This window comes from Lysinibacillus sp. JK80, assembly GCF_027557635.1.
Lineage (GTDB): Bacteria > Bacillota > Bacilli > Bacillales_A > Planococcaceae > Lysinibacillus > Lysinibacillus capsici.
Map to the genome: position 1 here is coordinate 2,910,465 of NZ_CP058997.1, position 18,048 is coordinate 2,928,512.

Genomic DNA, 18,048 nt, shown 5'->3' on the forward strand with positions numbered 1-18,048 from the left:
ATTACTAAGGTCTCGGTGGATATAGTCCTTCGATACAAATAATATAGTTCACTGCTAAATAAGGTTGGCGATTATCAAATGAAGTACCACTACCTGTCTCTCCTATTATCCCACTAATTGATACATCACCAGTTACTGGAGCATCAAAGGACTTTAGAGTGCCGTTTGAAGTATTCTTACTATAAATATTAGCGTCCCTGCCATTAGAAATGCCTTTTCCGAGGGTACTGTTATCATCTGGAATATTAGTCGTACCATCATTATTTACAACGGGAATAGCAACAGTAGCATTAGCGTTTTTAAGGATACCACCTGCGCTACTAAAAAGATGATTGTGTCTTGGTAAATTATTTATACTTAAAGTCGTCTGCTCTGTACCACCCTTACTACCATTCGAATAAGATGATATTCCTGCATCTCTTTGTCCCCCCATATCGGCACCTACTGGAACGCGGCCATTAAGATTTGGCAAATTAAAAACCGTTTTTCCATCCCCTCCGTATTGGAATCCAATCACTGCATACAAAGCTTGGTATTGATTAATTTGTAATTGTTGTCCATTACAAAACAACCATCCTCTTGGAGCGTATGTTCCTGCCCAAGGTAAAATTACTCCTATAAATGCTTCCATAAATATCTCTCCTTAAGTTTATTTTCTCCAGTACATCTCAAATGTTGCTTCTTTATCCATTACAATCTTAAACCCTAGCTTTTTATATAACTGATAGGCAGCTATATTAAATTTAGCCACTTCAAGTTCCATGCCCTTCAAATAATGGGTTGCTTCCTTCATCATAGATTGTATAATATACTTCCCAATACCTTTGCTTCTCCACGTATGAAGGAATCCTATCCAAATTAATCGATAGTTTATATTTGTTTTATCAATGGTATATCTCCCGATTGGCTTCCCTTTATATTGAACAATTATCTTTTCTGCCCTTGGGAACATCTTCTTAGTCTGCACATTATCTAATTCATATTGTTGTTGTACAATACTTTTCCTTACATTTTCATCCTCTATAAAAGATAACTCCATTCGTGATTCTTCAAATATTCGATATAATACCGCTTGGTCTTCCTTTGTAGCGAGACGTAAGCTTATTTCATCAAAATTTATCAAATCGTCAGAAAAATCACATGTAATTCGTTTCATATTTATCACCATACAAATATTAATTGCGCTTAGGAGTTCTTGTTTGTAACAATGATGGAACGCACAAAGTTATGCCCTTTTTCCGGTAGTTTTTCCCAGCTATCTATATGAAATTGATGATCAGCCAAGCATTCAGCTCTATTTTGACTTTTTTGCGGTACGTCTAATGATAACGAGATAGTACCATAGGATTTTTCACCTGGCGGTACCTTATCTCGCCAAGAGCAAGAACATTCATAGCCATTAGGCCCTGTTGAAGCCTTAATTCCTAAAGCCTGAATAGTTGTATTAGGCGGAACATTCATAGGCTCTTTGCCTTCAATATCCTCTGTATTCCAAATACCCCAAGTTCTCTCCTTATGAAAAACTTCTAATTCACGATCTGTTGCATTTGTTATCATTAATGAAAAAGTCCAAGTTGCCATTTTAATTCTCCCCTCCTGTTGTTACTTTTATCTTTGCATTATCCATAACATCGAATTCATGTGTACGGTTCAAAATTGCGTAATCCCATTCGGATGCTCCGATTAATGTTGTCACATTATCTTTATCAGTTCGATATAAAAGAATCATTTTACTAAAAATCCAAGGTACAACATCCATATCTTTATCGTTTGGTGCTTCAAATTCTCTATCAATTGACTTTCTTTCTGTTTGTTGTTGTTCTTTGGTCACAGAATTTAATATATTAAACTTCGCTCTTAATTCCGTCTGTAATTCTTGCTCAACACTCGCCTTCACTATCTTTTCTTCAGAAACTGAAGCTTTTTCCGAAAATTTCAGTGCGGTTTCAATCGTGCTAACCTTTTCTACTACTTTTTTACTTGTAGTCGATATAAACTGTTCATCTTTTACTTTTATTTTTCCTCTTCTAGTGACAGTTTCAACTTTTGAAGCATCTGCTCTTATGCAAGTAACCTCAACAGAAAAATAATCATTCACTTCACGCTTTTTCAAATAAAGGCTATCAAAATCTACATCATTAACCCCATCCCAAAGTTTTTTCGAAATTTTAAATATAGACGTTTTAAATATTGCTTTCTTTTCAAAGTTAACTCCACTAGGAATATACTGATTTAGATCAATAGTTTCTACATTCTCAACAACCTTTAATGTGTCTATTTTGGACCAATCTGTATATAAACTATTAGGTACTTCCTTTTTTCTAATCCTGTCCATCTTATTCGAAATCCGTATATCTCGAACAAAGTTATGTCCATCATGAGTAATACCCTTCCATTCATTCACTTCAAAATACCCATTCGCTCTGCAAGTTGCTTCATTGGGATTGTTATATGGCACATTAACATAAAGGCTTACAACACCATATGGTTCCTGCATATTTCCTTCATGATTCTTGTTATTATCCTTCCATGAACAAGAAAATTCGTAACCATTCGGACCAAAGGCAGATTTGACCCCAACGGCCTGTATTGTTTGTCCTGCTTTAATTGATTGGGGTCCTTTATCCTCTTCACCATTTGTATTCCAGTATCCCCAGTGCAATTGTGATTCCACCAATTCTAAATCTCGATCTGTGTCATTTGTAACGTTAAAACTAAATGTCCATGCCATAAGTGTGATACCTCCAATTAAAATATTTTAATATTCAGAAATTAATTTATGTAAAACAAATAATTCTTATTACCTAATAAAAAATCTAAAGGTTACATTTTTTTGGTTCTTTATAACTTTTTTTCATTATATTATAGGTCCATAGATTCCGCTATGAGTTCATTCCCTTTTTTAGGTTAATTTTTCTTAACCTTTTAACTTCTAATACAAATCTACTGATTAAAATGCTAATAAACAAAAGAAACTGCTAGAAAGATAGCAGTTTCTTTTGTTAGTCCACCTTTAATCTAATTGGAATCGGGAAAAGATCTTCCATACTAGCTCATTTCGATTTGAGACATTTACTTTTTGAAAAATTACCTTTAAATGATCTTGTACCGTGTAGATTGAAATATCAAGATTATAAGCAATCTCTTTTGTAGGAATCCCTTTAATAACTTCAAATACTACTTCCTTTTCTCTAGGGGTAAGATTATAGGCTGTTATTAAGAAATTGAGCATTTCTCTTGATGATGCTTCATTTATTAATAAAGCAATTTGCTGTTCTTGTTGGCTTGTCAGCAAAAGTGAAGCCCGAATAGCAATATAGCCTGTATCTTTGATAGGTACTATTAAAGAAGTATTTGAATTGTACTTGTCAGCAAGTAATTTTGCACAGATAGCTTGAATAGGCTTAGGAACTTGAATTTCTGCTAAACTTTCATACTTTCTTAAAATGGCTAGCAATTCACAAGCTTTGGTATTACTTGAAAGAATTTTTAACCCTTTATCAAAAATAACAATGCCTTGTTCCCGTTCTACAGCTGGAATCCTCTCCTCAATAATATAATGATAGAACTTCTTTAATGATTCACCCATAATTGGCATCAGTCTTTTTATAAGCATCACATCTTGATCTTTAAATAAAGGCTGTTCATTTTCAGCTCTTTTGAATAGTGTTAAAAAACCATAGCATTGTCCTTGATAAATTAATGCAGCTCTTATTTCATCACTAAAACCATTGGGCATTAAAACTTCTCTATAGCGAAAGCTTCGACTTGAGGAATCGCTTAACCTGCCTATGTTTTGCCCACTTTGAACTAAGAATCCATATCTATTTACATCTTCTGTCGTATATTCCAACTCCATAATCTTCTGATGAATCGCCTCTATTGATTTTTCTGTGACTGCTCCTACTGAAAAAAGTGTATGTGCATCCGTTAATGTACAGCAATAAGCATCAAAATTTATATGTGTTCTTAGAGCTTCTATCATCAATTGACGATATTCAAATGAATTTTTGCTGTGCTTGAAGCATTGTTCAGATTTTCTTTGCCAATAGTGTGCTTCCTTCATAAAAACCTACCTCCCCCCAGAAATATGGGATAGTTCTTTTTTTCCGAAAGTTTATAATTGAGAATAATTCTTAATTGAATTGTACAGAAGTTCAACAAGGAGGAATACTATTTTGAAGAAATTTTATTTTTTATTTTTTATTGTCTTACTAACAACTGCCGTTATTAGTGGCTGCTCAGAGAAATCATCTCAAGCAACCACGGGGGATCAGAATTCAGAAGAACAGCAAACTCTTAAAGCTACTATTAGTGCACCTAAATCGCCAGCTATTTTTCCAAGTATCTTATTGGCAGAGCAACAGAAGGATATTGAACTTATTACCTGGGAAACAGCAGATACCCTTTTAGCTCAAATACAAAAAAAACAAGCACAATTTATTGCACTTCCTCTTAATATGGGGGCAAATCTATATGCAAAAGGTATGCCTTTACAGCTTATTCAAGTCAATACATTTGGCTCTATGTTTCTTGTTTCTACGGATGACAAGGTTCAAAAATTAGAAGATTTAGCACATCAAACTATTTTCGTACCTAGTCAAGGTGGTCCACCAGATATTTTAACAAATTACTTAATTGCTCAAAATAATATCCCAGGTGTTAAGCTCTCCTTTGTCAATCTATCTGAAATTGGTCAACAACTAGCATCAGGAGCTATTCAACATGTTGTTATTCCAGAGCCATTGTTAAGTATAGTGCAAGCTAATTTACAGACAGATTTACATATTGCCATCAATTTTGAAGAAGTATGGCAGAAACAATTTAGCAAACAATTACCTCAAACCGGTATTTTTGTAAATAAGGCTTGGGCATCTAGTAACCAACATGCTATTAAACAATTTCAAGCGCTTTCTGAACAAGCAATTACTGATTTATATCAACAGCCTGATGTTTCCTTGCCCTTATTGAGTGATTTTTTCAAAAGCAATGAAAAAATCATGGAAAGTGCATTAACAAATAGCTCCTTACACTTTCAAACAGCTCAACAAGCGCGGAATGAAACAGAAGCTTATTTTAAGATTTTACTAGAGATTGCACCTGACTCTATAGGTGGTGCATTACCTAATGAAGACTTCTATTACAATGAATAGTCTACTTCGTTCAACAGGTAGCATGATCGTACTAATACTTTTCTGGATTATATTAGCTACTAATTATCCTGACGTACTATTACCTAGCCCTATTGTAGTTGTTTCTGTCTTATTCAAACTATTAGGAAACCCTGTGTTTTGGTCCGCCTTTTTTATTACAATACTGTCCTTTCTTATTGGAATACTGCTGTCTTTGTTATTGGGTAGTATTTTAGGAATCGCAGCAGGTTTATCAAATAAGTTAAAGGATTTTATAAAACCGCTTATTACATTAGCTCAATCCATCCCTCCCGTTTCATGGATGTTATTTACGGTTTTATGGTTTGGAGAACAGGGTGGTGCTCAAATCTTTATTATTTTCGTCACTTTAGTGCCTATCTTTTTCTTTAATGTCATGAAAGGGATACTTCAAACTCCTCAAGAACTGCTCGAAATAGCTCAATGTTTTAGAGTTTCTCGTAAGAAAGTGATAAGAGATATTTATTTTCCACAATTATCACCTTACTTACATTCAGCCCTATTAATAGCAGTTGGAATGGGGTGGAAGACAATTGTCATGTCAGAGTTAATTGTGGGTCATGGAGGGATTGGTCAGCAGCTTAGTCAAGCACGTGTTTTCTTTGATACCCCAACAGTGTTTGCCTGGACGATCATACTTGCATTAGTTGGTCTAGCTATGGAGTTTTTCCTACAAAGACTACTAAAGCAATCTATCTAGTATTATTCCTGTACATCTTTAGAAAGGAGCTTAGCCTATGTTAATCCTTGAGAATCTATCCTTTTCAAGAAATCAAAAGGAAATTTTTCAGCAGTTTCAATTACAAATTGCCCCTCAAACAGTGACATGTATTTTAGGCTCTTCAGGTATCGGAAAAACGACATTATTAAGGCTTATTGCAAAGTTTATATCACCCGATTCAGGGCTAATAAGCTCTCCTACTGGATCTTTAGGCTATGTTTTTCAGGAGCCACGTCTTCTTCCTAGTCTCACCGTATTTGAAAATATTGCATGGGTCAGTGAGACAGTTGATGTGGAACGGATAAATCAATTATTAAAAATTGCAGGGCTCTATCACAATAAAGCACACTATCCGCATCAATTAAGTGGAGGTATGAAACAGCGAGTCTCACTTATTCGAGCGATGGTTAATCAACCAGCTCTTTTATTAATGGATGAACCATTCCAGTCACTGGATGTCCGTTTAAAAAAGGAAATGTTGCAGTTAGTCCATACACTTTGGTTGGACTATCAACCAACCGTTTTATTAGTGACACATGATTTACACGAGGCTCTTTTTCTTGGACAACGAATACTTATTTTTGGGAATAGTCCTACACAAATACTGGGTGACTTCACTAAACAATCATCAGCCTTTCATCCGAATGATTGCTTAAAGATGAAGGAATTGCTCTCGGAATCTTAACGCATAGAAATTAATTATTTTGGAGGTATTTTAATGAATAGATCTTTACATAACTGGGACAGTCCTTCTGTCAACACATATCAACAGTCCATTCGACAAAAAATCATAGGCTATGATCTTATCTATGACATGATGGCCAGTATACTTCACAATTTTACTGCTGCAAATAAATTTTTAGTAGTAGGTGCTGGTGGCGGACAGGAATTACTCACATTAGGCAAATCCTTTCCTTCTGCCCATTTCACAGCAGTCGATATCTCAAAGGTAATGCTGGATCTGGCTGCTAAACAAATTGAATCGCTACCACACGAGCTTACTATTAAGTGGCTTGAGAAGGATTTACTCTCCCTAAGAGTGAATGAGTTATTCGATGTAGCTAGTTGTCATTTAGTTTTACATTTTATTGAAGACTTGGACCAGAAGAGGGCAATGCTTCAAAAAATTGCGGATAGCTTAAATGAAAATGGTGTGTTATTTATCTCATCGATTAATGCTGATTTAACTTCCCAAACATTCAAACACGAGCTTCGTTATTGGCGAAGTTCCATGCTTCATAACGGAATAAGCGAGGATCATTGGGAACGCTTTGAACAATCCTTTCGCATGACAACTCACCCGATTACTCTTGAATTGCTTATTGATTTGCTGAAAGAGGCTGGTTTTACGACAATCCTTCCATATTTTAAAACACATATGATTGACGCTTTAGTCGCTATTAAGGGAGAAACTACTTTATGAAAAATGGGAATATCTTAATCATCGGAGGCTATGGTGAAGTGGGAGGGAAAATTGCAAAATTATTGTTGCAAAGCTATCCTAACAGAATATGGATTGCCGGAAGAAATATAGAAAAGGCAAAGCATTTCTGCGCCCAGCACAATAACTTAGTAAGACCTCTACAATTGGATGTGTCGAAAAAAGTGCACCCAGAGCAATTAGATAATGTAGCACTGGTCATTATGTGTTTAGAGCAAAAAGATACTGCATTTGCGCAGCTTTGCTTAAATGAAGGGATTATGTATATCGATATTACTGCAAGCTATACCTTTCTTAAAAAGTTAGAGGCACTCCACTTACTAGCTGAACAGAATCATTCCACAGCCGTATTTAGTGTTGGTATGGCTCCAGGATTGACAAATTTAATGGCCATGCATGCTGCAAAGCAATTATCCTCCGTAGAGGAGCTGCATATTTCTATCTTACTCGGCGCAGGCGATACGCATGGCACTGCAGCAATTCTTTGGATATTGCATCAATTAAATACACCGTTCAGTAGCTACAACAATCAGAGAGTTGCTAATTTCACTAATAAGAGAACCGTGAAATTTAAGAAATTTGGAAAGCGTAGTGTGTATCAATTTAATTTCTCTGACCAGCACACATTAACAAAGCATTTTCCTTCTATTCCTATCGAAACAAGATTAGGTTTTGATGTAGAGTCGCTCAATAGATTTGTATCCTTTTTACAAAAAAGTAGAATTGCTTACTTATTAAAATTTGACCGTATCCAAACCTTGCTCGCTTCACTTATTCAAAAAATTAAAATTGGTTCTGATGTATGTGGTATACAAATACAAGCCATTGGAAAAAAACATCACAAAGAAACAAGTTATACATTAGACTTTCTAGAACGCGATGAATCTCTCGTAACAGCGAAAGTTGCAGCATTTATTGCGAAAGAACTCCTTAACAACAATCATCCATCAGGAGCCTATCATATTGAGGAGCTATTTACTTTAGAAACCTTACAGGCTCAATTTGAACTGTCCATTCAATAAAAAAGACATTTAGCATTCGCCTAGACGGGGAGCTAAATGCCTTTTATTTTTTATAAAACCTTCTCTAAAAAATCCTTTGCACGCTGTGTTGATGGCGCTGAAAAAAACTGTTCTGGAGGAGCATCCTCAATGAGCTTGCCGCCATCAAGGAAAAGAATACGATCAGCAACCTCACGAGCAAAGCCCATCTCATGTGTCACAATCAACATGGTCATCCCAGAATCTGCGAGGTTTTTCATAACAGCCAATACCTCTTTAACCATTTCAGGGTCAAGTGCCGATGTAGGCTCATCAAATAATATAACTTTAGGGTCCATGGCAAGTGCTCGCGCAATAGCAACACGTTGCTTTTGTCCTCCCGATAAACGATTTGGATATTCTAGACGCTTCTCAAACAGACCTACTTTCTTTAGTAACTCTTCTGCTTTGTTGATAGCTGTAGCCTTATCCAAACCCTTCACATTGATTGGCGCATATGTTAAATTTTCAAGCACAGTTTTATGAGGGAAAAGATGAAAATGCTGAAATACCATACCTACTTCTTCACGTATTTTCATTATATTTGTCCCTTTATCTGTCAGGACTTCCCCTGCAATCGTTACCTTCCCACTTGTCGGAGTTTCTAATAAATTTAAGCAACGAAGAAATGTCGATTTACCTGATCCTGAAGGTCCAATAATAGCAATTACTTCTTTTTCTTTAACTTCAGTTGATATACCCTTTAATACTTCATTCTGCCCATAAGATTTGTGTAAATCTTCAATTTTAATCACTTTTTCTCATTCCTTTCTCGATTCGTTTACCAAGGAACGTTAAAACAAGCGTCATGATGTAATAGATTACCCCTGCAAAAAGTAGTGGCTCAAGATAACGGTATGTCGAACCTCCTACAATGTAGGCACGACGCATAATATCTAATGCACTGATTACTGTCACAACTGCTGTTTCTTTATTTAATGTAATAAATTCATTTACTAAGGATGGTAAAATATTTTTTACTGCTTGCGGAATAATAATATCCTTCATCATTTTTGCATATGGAATACCCAATGCTTGTGCAGCTTCCATTTGTCCTTTATCAACTGCATTGATACCAGCACGGATAATCTCCGAAATATATGCACCTGAATTTAAACCAAAAGCAATAATAGCGGTTGGAATAGGCTCAATTTGGATATCTAGTAATTGCGGTACTGCATAATAAATAATTAGTAATTGTAATACAAGAGGTGTACCGCGGAAAATCGACGTATAGAAATCAGCAAACCAACGTAAAAAATTCACTTTACCAATTTTACATAATGCTAAAAGTATACCTACGATAAAACCAATGATGGATGCACCGATTGCAATTTGAAGTGTAACACCTATCCCTTTTAAAATATAAGGAATAGAGGGAACGATAGCTGTAAAATCTAAATTCACAGCGCTCCCTCCTTTCTTTTTCATCATGATGTAGCTTTGTTTTTTGTACCAAACACAAATTTAGAAGAGGCTTAAAGGATAATAATGAAAAGCACAAGCGATAGCCCAAAAGTAGAGCTATCGCACGAAATTATTATTCAACTTTTTCTAACCATTTTTCTTCTAACTCTTTGATTTTGCCTTCTTCAGCTAGCTCTTTTAAAGCTTTATTAATTTTATCTTTTAAATCGCTTCCTTTTGGAACAGCGATTGCTTTGAAATCTTCAGGCTGTTCTTCCACTGGGAAAGCCTCTAATTGATCATTCGTTTTTAAATAGCCTTTCGCAACGCCACCCTCTAAAATACCTGCGTCTAAACGTTTAGACATCATATCTTGCACAATCTCAGGGATTCGCGTACGTCCTTCTACTGTTACATCAACCTTTTTCGCAATTTCATTACCTAAGTTTTCCTGAATAGATGCAGTTTGTACACCTATTTTTTTACCAGCTAAGTCAGCTTCTTTTTTAATACCGCTATCCTTTTTAACAAGGATTACTTGCTCTGTTTCATTATATTTATCTGAGAAATCTACCACTTTTTCACGCTCTGGATTCGGTGTCATACCAGAAATAACGACATCAATTTTCCCTGCTTGAAGTGCTGGCACTAAACTGTTAAAGTCCATATCTTGCACTTGCATATCAACGCCTATTTTTTCTCCAACTAATTTGATTAGATCAATATCAAATCCAATAATTTCTTCGCCTTTTGCTGCATCCACATATTCAAATGGCGCATAGTCAGCTGATGTACCAACTTTTAATACTTGCTTACCCTCTGTATCCGTAGTAGATCCTGTATCGCTTGCATTATTGTCTTTAGTGCCACATGCTGCAAGTACACCTATTACTAGTACCAGCATCATGATGAATAACTTGTTCTTCATAAATTGTAACTCCTTTTATTTATAATTTATTGTGTATGAGAATACATTTCTCGAATATAGTTGATTGGATATTTATTCATATTGAAGAATAAAAAATCTATCTGCTAATTAAGATATACTCTTTTGAAATAATAATCAAGATAAACTAAAAAAATTTTAGCTAAATATTATATGCATAATTTTCTGATAAGTCAATTTATTTTTGTTTTCATTCATTTTACAAAGTAACTTTACTATTTTCAGTTTTAGCATTATTTATTCCTCCATCATAAAAACAACTTAATTTCAACAGTTCAGAGATAGAGATTATCGCCATCCTTTAAGCTCGCAATATTTAGATTTCATCGCTAGTAGGAATTTTGTATTAATGCCGTAAGTTATCTTGTATAATCCAAATAAATCATTTGAAAGGGATTTTTACGATGAAAAAATTATCGTTATTGTTCGCAATTATTATTGGCTCAGTGCTGATAGCAGGCATTACCTTTTTCTTAACTCAACCTAAGTCGCATGGGCCGCAAGCGATTGAAGGTGTGATGGATTTACGTCATCATTCATTTCACGATAATACGCCTATCAAATTAGATGGGGAGTGGGAATTTATCCCGAATCATTTAGTGGACGGTGAAGCCTTTGATTCCTATCAAAGCTATCTTGTTAATGTCCCTTCAGCTTGGACAAAATATACAATTGATGGGCAACAAATACCTGTATTTGAAAGTGGGACTTATCGTCTCAAGGTTTTAATCGATGATACCGAAGATATTTTAGGAATTAAAACGAGTAACATTCGAATGTCGAACGCATTGTATATTAACGGAAAGCGAGTTGGACATAGTGGAGAGCCCGCTGAGGATAGCAGCTATATACCCCACAATACCCCATATACCGCTTATTTTTCGCCTGATAAAAAAGAACTTGAATTGATTGTTCATGTAGCCAATTTTGATTATGCACCAGGAGGAGGAATTATTAGCTCCATTTTTTTGGGGGATCAATCTAGTATTGCAAAGCTTCGAGAGGGTGCCATATTCTACGATTTAATTACCTTAGCAGGTTTTTTAACAATGTTTATCTACTTTTTTGGCTCATATCTTTATTCAAAATTTGGTATAGAACAGCTTTACTTCTCTATATTTTGTTTCGCAAGTGGGGTTTACACCCTTACTCATGGCGAAAAGTTATTACTAGACTTTATAAATATTTCCTATGCTCCATTTCAGAAAATGCAAATGATCTCTAGTATAGCTGTAGGCCTTTTTATATTGTTGTATTTTTATCGTGCTCTAATAAAACATATGAATCGTTTAGTTGTGAAAGTGTTTTGTGCAATAGGTACCCTTCTAATGCTGGTTGCATTGCTTCCAACATCCATTAATTCACTATTTCAGAATATCAACTCATTGTATGTATTCGCAAATATTGTTTATATCTTCTATGTACAAATTATAGCAATTTACAAACGTGCTACTGGAGTAATGTATTTAACGTTAAGCTCTCTAGCCATTTTGCTTTATTTTATCGTTGCTACTTTAAATACAAATATTAATCTTGAACTGAGTGCTCTACCACCATTGTTGCCATTTATTTGCCTGACAATGCTTTCCCTATATATTTCTCATCGTTTTGCAGATTCTTATTTAGAAAAAGGCAAGCTAACGGAGGCACTGATACGTGTAGATAAATTAAAGGATGAGTTTCTCGCTAAAACATCTCATGAATTCCAAACGCCCTTACATGGCATTATAGGCATTTCACAATCTATGCTGAAGGATAATAGTTTACCTATCTCAGCGGACGAACAAAAAGAAAAAGTATCACTTATTTTCAATATTGCAGAACGGCTATCCTATTTAGTCAATGATTTACTTGATTTTTCAAAGCTGAAGGAGAATGAATTAACATTGCGGATGGCATCTGTTGATTTATATGCCATTACACATATGACTGTAGAAGTGCTTTCCTACACGATTAGCAAGAATGTCAAAATTTATAATCATATAGAACGGGGAACCTTTGTCCTAGCTGATGAAAACCGTCTTCGCCAAATTTTATATAATTTAATTCATAACGCAGTGAAGTATACAAATGAAGGAAAAATTGATATAACTTGTTATGAGAAACAGTCATTCCTTGTGATTGAAGTTAAGGATACTGGGTGTGGGATAGCACCAGAAAATTTAAAAACCATTTTTAACCCGTTCCAACAATTCAATTATTCAATTGGTGGCAGTGGATTAGGTTTACATATTACAAAGGAGCTTGTCGAGCGGCAGGGTGGGAAAATATTTGTTGATTCTATTGTCGGACAAGGCGCTACCTTTTCATTCAAATTACGAAAAGGTCAGCCGACAAATGAGGAATTACCATCAATGCCAATCCAAACATACCAGCATCCTTTCCTAACATTCCCACATATTGTTGAGAAAATAGGAAAGAAAAAAATTCTTATTGTAGATGACGATGCTGTTAATTTAAAGGTACTAATAGATATATTGACACAAGAAAACTATTCCATTATAGCAATTGATAATGGACACCATGTTTTTGAGTACCTTACACAACAACCTAGTATTGATTTATTAATTTTAGATATAATGATGCCCACAATTTCTGGCTATGAGATTTGTCAACAGGTTAGGCAACATTACACGTCTACAGAGCTACCTATTCTAATGTTGACTGCGGCGGTTCGCCCAGAGGATATGATTGCAGCCTTTCAATCTGGAGCAAATGATTTTTTACATAAACCTTTAGATGCTACCGAGCTAATGACAAGGGTTCGCAATCTTCTTTTATTGAAGGAGTCTGCAGAAACAGCTGTGAAAATGGAAACTGCGTTTTTACAAGCACAAATAAAACCGCATTTTATTTATAATGTCTTAAATTCCATTCTGTCCCTAAGCTATTTAGACTTAGATAAATCACGGGCAATGATTACAGATTTTGCTACATTTTTACGTAACAGTTTTGCCTTTGAAAATGCCAACAGTCTTGTCCCTTTGGAAAAGGAGCTTAGTCTTATTGAGGCATATGTAAATATTCATCGTACTAGATATCCTGAGCAATTAGAATTTAATATTTGCATGGATGAGCCTATCCAATGTCTTATTCCTCCTTTACTGCTTCAGCCTTTAGTAGAGAATGCCCTTCTTCATGGTTTGAAAGTCAGAAAAGAGGTTAGCGAGCTACTATTAGTTATAAGGCAGGAAGAGCATATGGTGATTTTCCAACTGATTGACAACGGCATTGGGATATCTTCAGAGCTTTTAAGGCAAATTCAAAATGGTGAGAAAACAGCTAGTCAAGGCATTGGTATTTTAAATATTTCCAAAAGATTAAAAAAATTCGACAACGCTACTATCCATTTTGATAGCCACGAAAACAAAGGAACGACTGTTGAAATTAGATTTCCAATAATTACTTTATAGAGGATGTGAGCAGCTTGTTAAAAGCAGTTATTATAGATGATGAAATTTTAGCCATTCGTTTATTAGAATCCATGCTAAAGGCAAGTGGCTCTATTGAGATTATTGGAACCTTCCAGAATCCAAAAGATGGTTTAGTAAATATTGATATGTTAAAACCTGATATATTGTTTTTAGACATTGAAATGACTGAAATGACTGGACTTGAATTTGCTTCTAAAATAGAAGATGTCTCAAGCTATATAGATATTGTCTTTGTTACAGCTTACGAAAATTATGCTTTAGAGGCCTTTAATGTACAGGCTATAGATTATATTTTAAAGCCCATTGACCACAACCGACTCTTAAAAACAATTGAGCGGCTACTTGAACGAAAGCAACATAAAAAGTTGATGCAACCAATTGAACATACTTCCGTAAATGAGGGAATCAAAATTATTCATACATTACACTTCCATATACACTCAGGAAAAGTTTCAATTGGTGATACTGTATTAACTTTATCAACAAAGGAATTCCAAATTTTATTCTTTTTAGCACAGCATTGCAATCAAGCTTTTCCAGCTGCTGAGCTGTACCGACTTATTTGGGACGAGGATAGCTTTGGACAAACACAAGCCTTACGAGTTCATATCAGCAATTTAAGAAAAAAACTTGAAACGATTCCAGGTCATACAGCTAAAATCGTTATGGTAAGAGGCTCTGGGTATCAATTGGTTTTTCAAGAATAATTTGAAAGGGAAGTTGATTTAACCAATCAACTTCCCTTTCACTTATTTAGAATCCACTTGAATGTTAAGAAATGTCCAATGTTTGCTATCTTAAGCCAGTGCTCTCTCATCTTTTGTGCAGGGATTTCGCCACTCTCTTTGAACAATCTATTCATCAATTTTGCAGTTCTACTATTTTCATTATTTTGCACTAAAAAGACTGTTTGCTTTAGGGCAAACAGTCCTCCTTCTATTTTATCGTATGCTCTTCAGGGAACAATTTTGACTTTAATTCATCTTCACCAGAGTCCTTTGCTAATGGAACGTGAGAACGATAGGCAGCACGACAAATTAAATGCCCTGCAACGGGTGCTGTCACAAAGACGAAAAGAATACCTAAAATGAGCCGTACACTAACAAAACCGTCATGCACCCAGAAATAGATAAACGCTCCTAACAAACAGGTTAAAACCGATAATGTAGAGCTTTTCGTAGCAGCATGTGATCGTGTATAGACATCTGGTAGGCGAATCATCCCAAATGCGCTAATAACACTCACAATGGAACCTATAAGAATAAGGATAACTGCTGCCCATTCAATCATTTGATTTACGTTCAACAATCACACCTCTTTCTATATATTTTGTAAATGCAATCGTTCCGATAAACGCTAAAATGCCCAAAATAAGAATAGCTTCTAAATATGCTTTAGTCTTCAATATAATAGAGACAATGGCAATAGCCGATAATAAATTAACACCAATTGTATCGAGAGCTATCGCTCGATCAGGCATTGACGGACCACGGATAACACGATATAACGACAGCGCAATGGAAATACTGAAGAAAGCAAGTGCAAGAAGTAATATATTGTTAATCATTAGCGTGTCACCTCCATTATCGCTTGTTCGAATTTTCCAATTGATCGTATAACAGCATCCTTTGACTGTTCGATGTCCATAGCATGAATATAAAAGACATCTCCCTCTTCCGATACCTCCATGACGACAGAGCCAGGTGTTAACGTTAACAGTAAGGCAAGAGCTGTAATCTCCCAATCACCCTCTAATACAGTTTTATATGTGAAAATACCCGGTGTAATATTTAGCTTAGGTGTAGTGATTTGTCTTAATACACTATAGCTTGATAAAAATAGCTCCCAGTTAAACAGCCATAATAACTTGATAATGGAAAAGACTCTCCTCATGTAAAATTGAGTACCATAAAAGCGATGCATCGCATATAGAATACCCATACCTACAACAAAACCCATTAAAAATGTTGAAAATTGTGGTGTCACTTCATCCTGTAAAAGTAACCAAAGTGTTGCGATAAATAAATTTAAAATAAACTGCATCGCCATTATTTATTCACCTCACCTTGCCATTGTTCGCCATCTAAAACTGCATCGATATAGATAGATGGTGTATAAAGTGTTTCAGCTGCATCTGTGACAAATGGTGCCAGTTTTTCTGCCCCAATACCTAACCCAAATGTGCAAACAGCTAGTAATGTTAATGGCAACAATATACGTTTAGGTAAAGGTTTTTCATCCTCTAAGCTAATAATGGTTTCGCCGAAAAAGGAAGAAAGAAATATCCTTAACAATGAATATAAAACAATTAAACTAGAGAAAAACCCTAGACCTAATAGAACGAAATGGCCACCTTCTATCGCACCTTGTCCAATTAAAACCTTTCCTAAAAAACCACTCAGTGGGGGTATACCAGCTAGTGAACACATTGCTATAAAGAACAACCATCCAAAAAAGGGGTAGTTACGAATAAGGCCACTCATCTTATCAATTACTGTTTCCCCAGTGAGATATATCATCATGCCAACAGCTAAGAACAACATAGCCTTAGCTATCATATCGTGCATTAAATAGTAGATAACACCTTGTAAGGCTGACTCTGTGCCTACAGCTAGCCCAATTATTATAAAACCAACGCCAATTAGTACATTGTAAGAGGCTATTGTTCTAACATCACGACCTGAAAGTGCACCGATACAGCCTGCTATAATTGTGAGTCCAGCCATGATGCCAAGAGCTGTGTGTGTGACTTCAGGATTGTTAGGGAACAGCAATGTAAAGGAACGTACAAGTGCATACATCCCTACCTTTGTTAATAAAGCAGCAAATAAAGCAGCAATGGCAGTTGGTGGTACACTATAAGATCCTGGCAACCAGAAGAATAATAAAAGTCCAGCCTTCAAGCTAAAGACGATTAAGAAAATAAGCGCTACTGTTGTAATAAGAGGATTAGCTCCTGCCTCCATTACACGAACTGAAATATGTGCCATATTTAATGTGCCTACCGTTCCATACAGAAAAGCTAGTGCCACTAAGAAAATCCAAGAGGCAACAATGTTGATGAGCACATATTTCAATGCTTCACGTAGCTGAATTTTTTCGCCACCTAAGCTAATCAATGCATAGGAAGCGAGCAACATTACTTCAAAACACACAAATAAGTTAAAAATATCGCCCGTCAAAAATGAGCCATTGACACCTGCTATCATCAGCAAGGTAAATGGATAAAAATACATTTTTTCATATCTTAGCTCCATTGTAAAAATTGCATATAGCATACAAATGAGGGCTACAATATTTGCAACTAACACTAATAGTGTCGCAAATGAATCGGCTACAAATGAGATTCCAAATGGTGGTGCCCATCCACTAAAATCAATGCGCATCACACCCTGTTCTTGAATCTCTACTAATAAAATGACGCTAATGATAATAATAAAGCTCAATGTCAATAAGCTGATGATACGTTGTAGCGTCACATGCTCTTTTAAAAACACCAGTAAAATAGCCGTAATTACTGGTACAATTAATGGTAAAACAATCATATTACTCATCAGGCGTACCTCTCAATTCATCAAAATTCCCTGAACCATTTGTTTTGTACGCGCGATACCCTAAAACGAGAACAAAAGCAGTGACAGCAAAGCTAATCACAATCGCTGTTAATATTAATGCTTGAGGTAATGCATCTGTATATGGTCCCTCTGATTCTCCTAATAACGGGACATCCCCTTTTTTTAAACCTCCCATAGTCAAAATCAGTAAGTGGGCAGCATGAGATAAAACAGCGGTGCCTAAAATAACACGCAATAACTGCTTCGAGAGGATTAAGTACGTCGCAACAGCTACTAATATACCTACTAAAACAAGTATTAAAGACTCCATTGG

20 protein-coding genes are annotated in these 18,048 nt (G+C 35.5%); 7 read left to right on the forward strand and 13 right to left on the reverse strand.

The genetic code is table 11. The features are described from left to right. Nucleotides 1-4 precede the first annotated feature (4 nt). The 5 genes from HXV90_RS14570 to HXV90_RS14590 all read right to left on the reverse strand — a co-directional run bounded on the left by HXV90_RS14570 (nucleotide 5) and on the right by HXV90_RS14590 (nucleotide 4,066). Nucleotides 5-631 carry a phage tail protein gene (locus HXV90_RS14570; protein ID WP_048390792.1) on the reverse strand — a complete coding sequence of 209 codons (627 nt, stop codon included), beginning with the start codon at nucleotides 629-631 and terminating at the stop codon, nucleotides 5-7. An 18-nt stretch (nucleotides 632-649) separates the two neighbouring features. Next, nucleotides 650-1,156: a GNAT family N-acetyltransferase gene (locus HXV90_RS14575; RefSeq protein WP_048390794.1), complete on the reverse strand. Its 507-nt coding sequence runs from the start codon at nucleotides 1,154-1,156 to the stop codon at nucleotides 650-652. 29 nt (nucleotides 1,157-1,185) lie between these two features. Further along, nucleotides 1,186-1,581 (reverse strand): hypothetical protein, encoded by a 396-nt coding sequence (locus HXV90_RS14580; RefSeq protein WP_048390796.1) that lies wholly within the window; start codon nucleotides 1,579-1,581, stop codon nucleotides 1,186-1,188. Nucleotide 1,582: 1 nt separating this feature from the next. After that, a complete protein-coding gene (locus HXV90_RS14585; protein ID WP_048390798.1) occupies nucleotides 1,583-2,731 on the reverse strand; it encodes a hypothetical protein in 1,149 nt (382 codons plus the stop codon). Between the two features lie 282 nt (nucleotides 2,732-3,013). After that, the gene (locus HXV90_RS14590; RefSeq protein ID WP_269897500.1) at nucleotides 3,014-4,066 is read right to left on the reverse strand and encodes a helix-turn-helix transcriptional regulator; all 1,053 of its coding nucleotides are present in this window, start codon (nucleotides 4,064-4,066) and stop codon (nucleotides 3,014-3,016) included. A 112-nt stretch (nucleotides 4,067-4,178) separates the two neighbouring features. On the opposite strand from HXV90_RS14590, the gene HXV90_RS14595 reads away from it, so the two are divergent. Genes HXV90_RS14595 through HXV90_RS14615 form a run of 5 tightly spaced genes read left to right on the forward strand, consistent with a single transcriptional unit; the run spans nucleotide 4,179 to nucleotide 8,355 of the window. Then, complete coding sequence (locus HXV90_RS14595; RefSeq protein WP_269897501.1) at nucleotides 4,179-5,153, forward strand: ABC transporter substrate-binding protein; 975 nt, start codon at nucleotides 4,179-4,181, stop codon at nucleotides 5,151-5,153. Beyond that, nucleotides 5,128-5,871: an ABC transporter permease gene (locus HXV90_RS14600; protein ID WP_115673070.1), complete on the forward strand. Its 744-nt coding sequence runs from the start codon at nucleotides 5,128-5,130 to the stop codon at nucleotides 5,869-5,871. Before HXV90_RS14595 ends, HXV90_RS14600 begins: the two co-directional genes overlap by 26 nt. A gap of 37 nt (nucleotides 5,872-5,908) precedes the next feature. Then, on the forward strand, nucleotides 5,909-6,577 hold the full coding sequence (locus HXV90_RS14605; protein ID WP_269897502.1) for an ABC transporter ATP-binding protein: 669 nt from the start codon (nucleotides 5,909-5,911) through the stop codon (nucleotides 6,575-6,577). 33 nt (nucleotides 6,578-6,610) lie between these two features. Next, nucleotides 6,611-7,315 (forward strand): class I SAM-dependent methyltransferase, encoded by a 705-nt coding sequence (locus HXV90_RS14610; protein ID WP_115673072.1) that lies wholly within the window; start codon nucleotides 6,611-6,613, stop codon nucleotides 7,313-7,315. Next, on the forward strand, nucleotides 7,312-8,355 hold the full coding sequence (locus HXV90_RS14615; protein ID WP_115673073.1) for a saccharopine dehydrogenase family protein: 1,044 nt from the start codon (nucleotides 7,312-7,314) through the stop codon (nucleotides 8,353-8,355). The genes HXV90_RS14610 and HXV90_RS14615 overlap by 4 nt, the downstream gene beginning before the upstream one ends. A gap of 50 nt (nucleotides 8,356-8,405) precedes the next feature. Here HXV90_RS14615 and HXV90_RS14620 read toward each other — a convergent pair whose 3' ends face one another. The 3 genes from HXV90_RS14620 to HXV90_RS14630 form a co-directional block, all read right to left on the reverse strand. After that, a complete protein-coding gene (locus tag HXV90_RS14620) occupies nucleotides 8,406-9,128 on the reverse strand; it encodes an amino acid ABC transporter ATP-binding protein (RefSeq protein ID WP_269897503.1) in 723 nt (240 codons plus the stop codon). After that, nucleotides 9,121-9,780: an amino acid ABC transporter permease gene (locus HXV90_RS14625; protein ID WP_036075291.1), complete on the reverse strand. Its 660-nt coding sequence runs from the start codon at nucleotides 9,778-9,780 to the stop codon at nucleotides 9,121-9,123. The genes HXV90_RS14620 and HXV90_RS14625 overlap by 8 nt, the downstream gene beginning before the upstream one ends. Before the next feature lie 133 nt (nucleotides 9,781-9,913). Continuing rightward, nucleotides 9,914-10,708 (reverse strand): transporter substrate-binding domain-containing protein, encoded by a 795-nt coding sequence (locus HXV90_RS14630; protein WP_004233155.1) that lies wholly within the window; start codon nucleotides 10,706-10,708, stop codon nucleotides 9,914-9,916. Nucleotides 10,709-11,130: 422 nt separating this feature from the next. Between HXV90_RS14630 and HXV90_RS14635 the strand changes: the two genes are divergently transcribed. Both HXV90_RS14635 and HXV90_RS14640 read left to right on the forward strand, forming a co-directional pair. Beyond that, nucleotides 11,131-14,139 (forward strand): ATP-binding protein, encoded by a 3,009-nt coding sequence (locus tag HXV90_RS14635; protein WP_269897504.1) that lies wholly within the window; start codon nucleotides 11,131-11,133, stop codon nucleotides 14,137-14,139. A gap of 5 nt (nucleotides 14,140-14,144) precedes the next feature. After that, on the forward strand, nucleotides 14,145-14,867 hold the full coding sequence (locus HXV90_RS14640; RefSeq protein WP_269897505.1) for a DNA-binding response regulator: 723 nt from the start codon (nucleotides 14,145-14,147) through the stop codon (nucleotides 14,865-14,867). Between the two features lie 229 nt (nucleotides 14,868-15,096). On the opposite strand, the gene HXV90_RS14645 is transcribed toward HXV90_RS14640, so the two are convergent. Genes HXV90_RS14645 through HXV90_RS14665 form a run of 5 tightly spaced genes read right to left on the reverse strand, consistent with a single transcriptional unit; the run spans nucleotide 15,097 to nucleotide 18,045 of the window. Further along, on the reverse strand, nucleotides 15,097-15,465 hold the full coding sequence (locus tag HXV90_RS14645; protein WP_269897506.1) for a Na+/H+ antiporter subunit G: 369 nt from the start codon (nucleotides 15,463-15,465) through the stop codon (nucleotides 15,097-15,099). Beyond that, nucleotides 15,443-15,727 carry a Na(+)/H(+) antiporter subunit F1 gene (locus HXV90_RS14650; RefSeq protein WP_004233151.1) on the reverse strand — a complete coding sequence of 95 codons (285 nt, stop codon included), beginning with the start codon at nucleotides 15,725-15,727 and terminating at the stop codon, nucleotides 15,443-15,445. The genes HXV90_RS14645 and HXV90_RS14650 overlap by 23 nt, the downstream gene beginning before the upstream one ends. After that, entirely contained in the window at nucleotides 15,727-16,209 is a 483-nt protein-coding gene (locus HXV90_RS14655) for a Na+/H+ antiporter subunit E (protein WP_048395764.1), read from the reverse strand. The genes HXV90_RS14650 and HXV90_RS14655 overlap by 1 nt, the downstream gene beginning before the upstream one ends. Then, nucleotides 16,209-17,714, reverse strand: coding sequence for a Na+/H+ antiporter subunit D (locus tag HXV90_RS14660; protein ID WP_048395766.1), 1,506 nt, complete (start codon nucleotides 17,712-17,714; stop codon nucleotides 16,209-16,211). Before HXV90_RS14660 ends, HXV90_RS14655 begins: the two co-directional genes overlap by 1 nt. Beyond that, nucleotides 17,707-18,045, reverse strand: a complete 339-nt coding sequence (locus tag HXV90_RS14665) for a Na(+)/H(+) antiporter subunit C (protein WP_004233143.1) — start codon at nucleotides 18,043-18,045, stop codon at nucleotides 17,707-17,709. The genes HXV90_RS14660 and HXV90_RS14665 overlap by 8 nt, the downstream gene beginning before the upstream one ends. Between the last annotated feature and the right edge of the window lie 3 nt (nucleotides 18,046-18,048).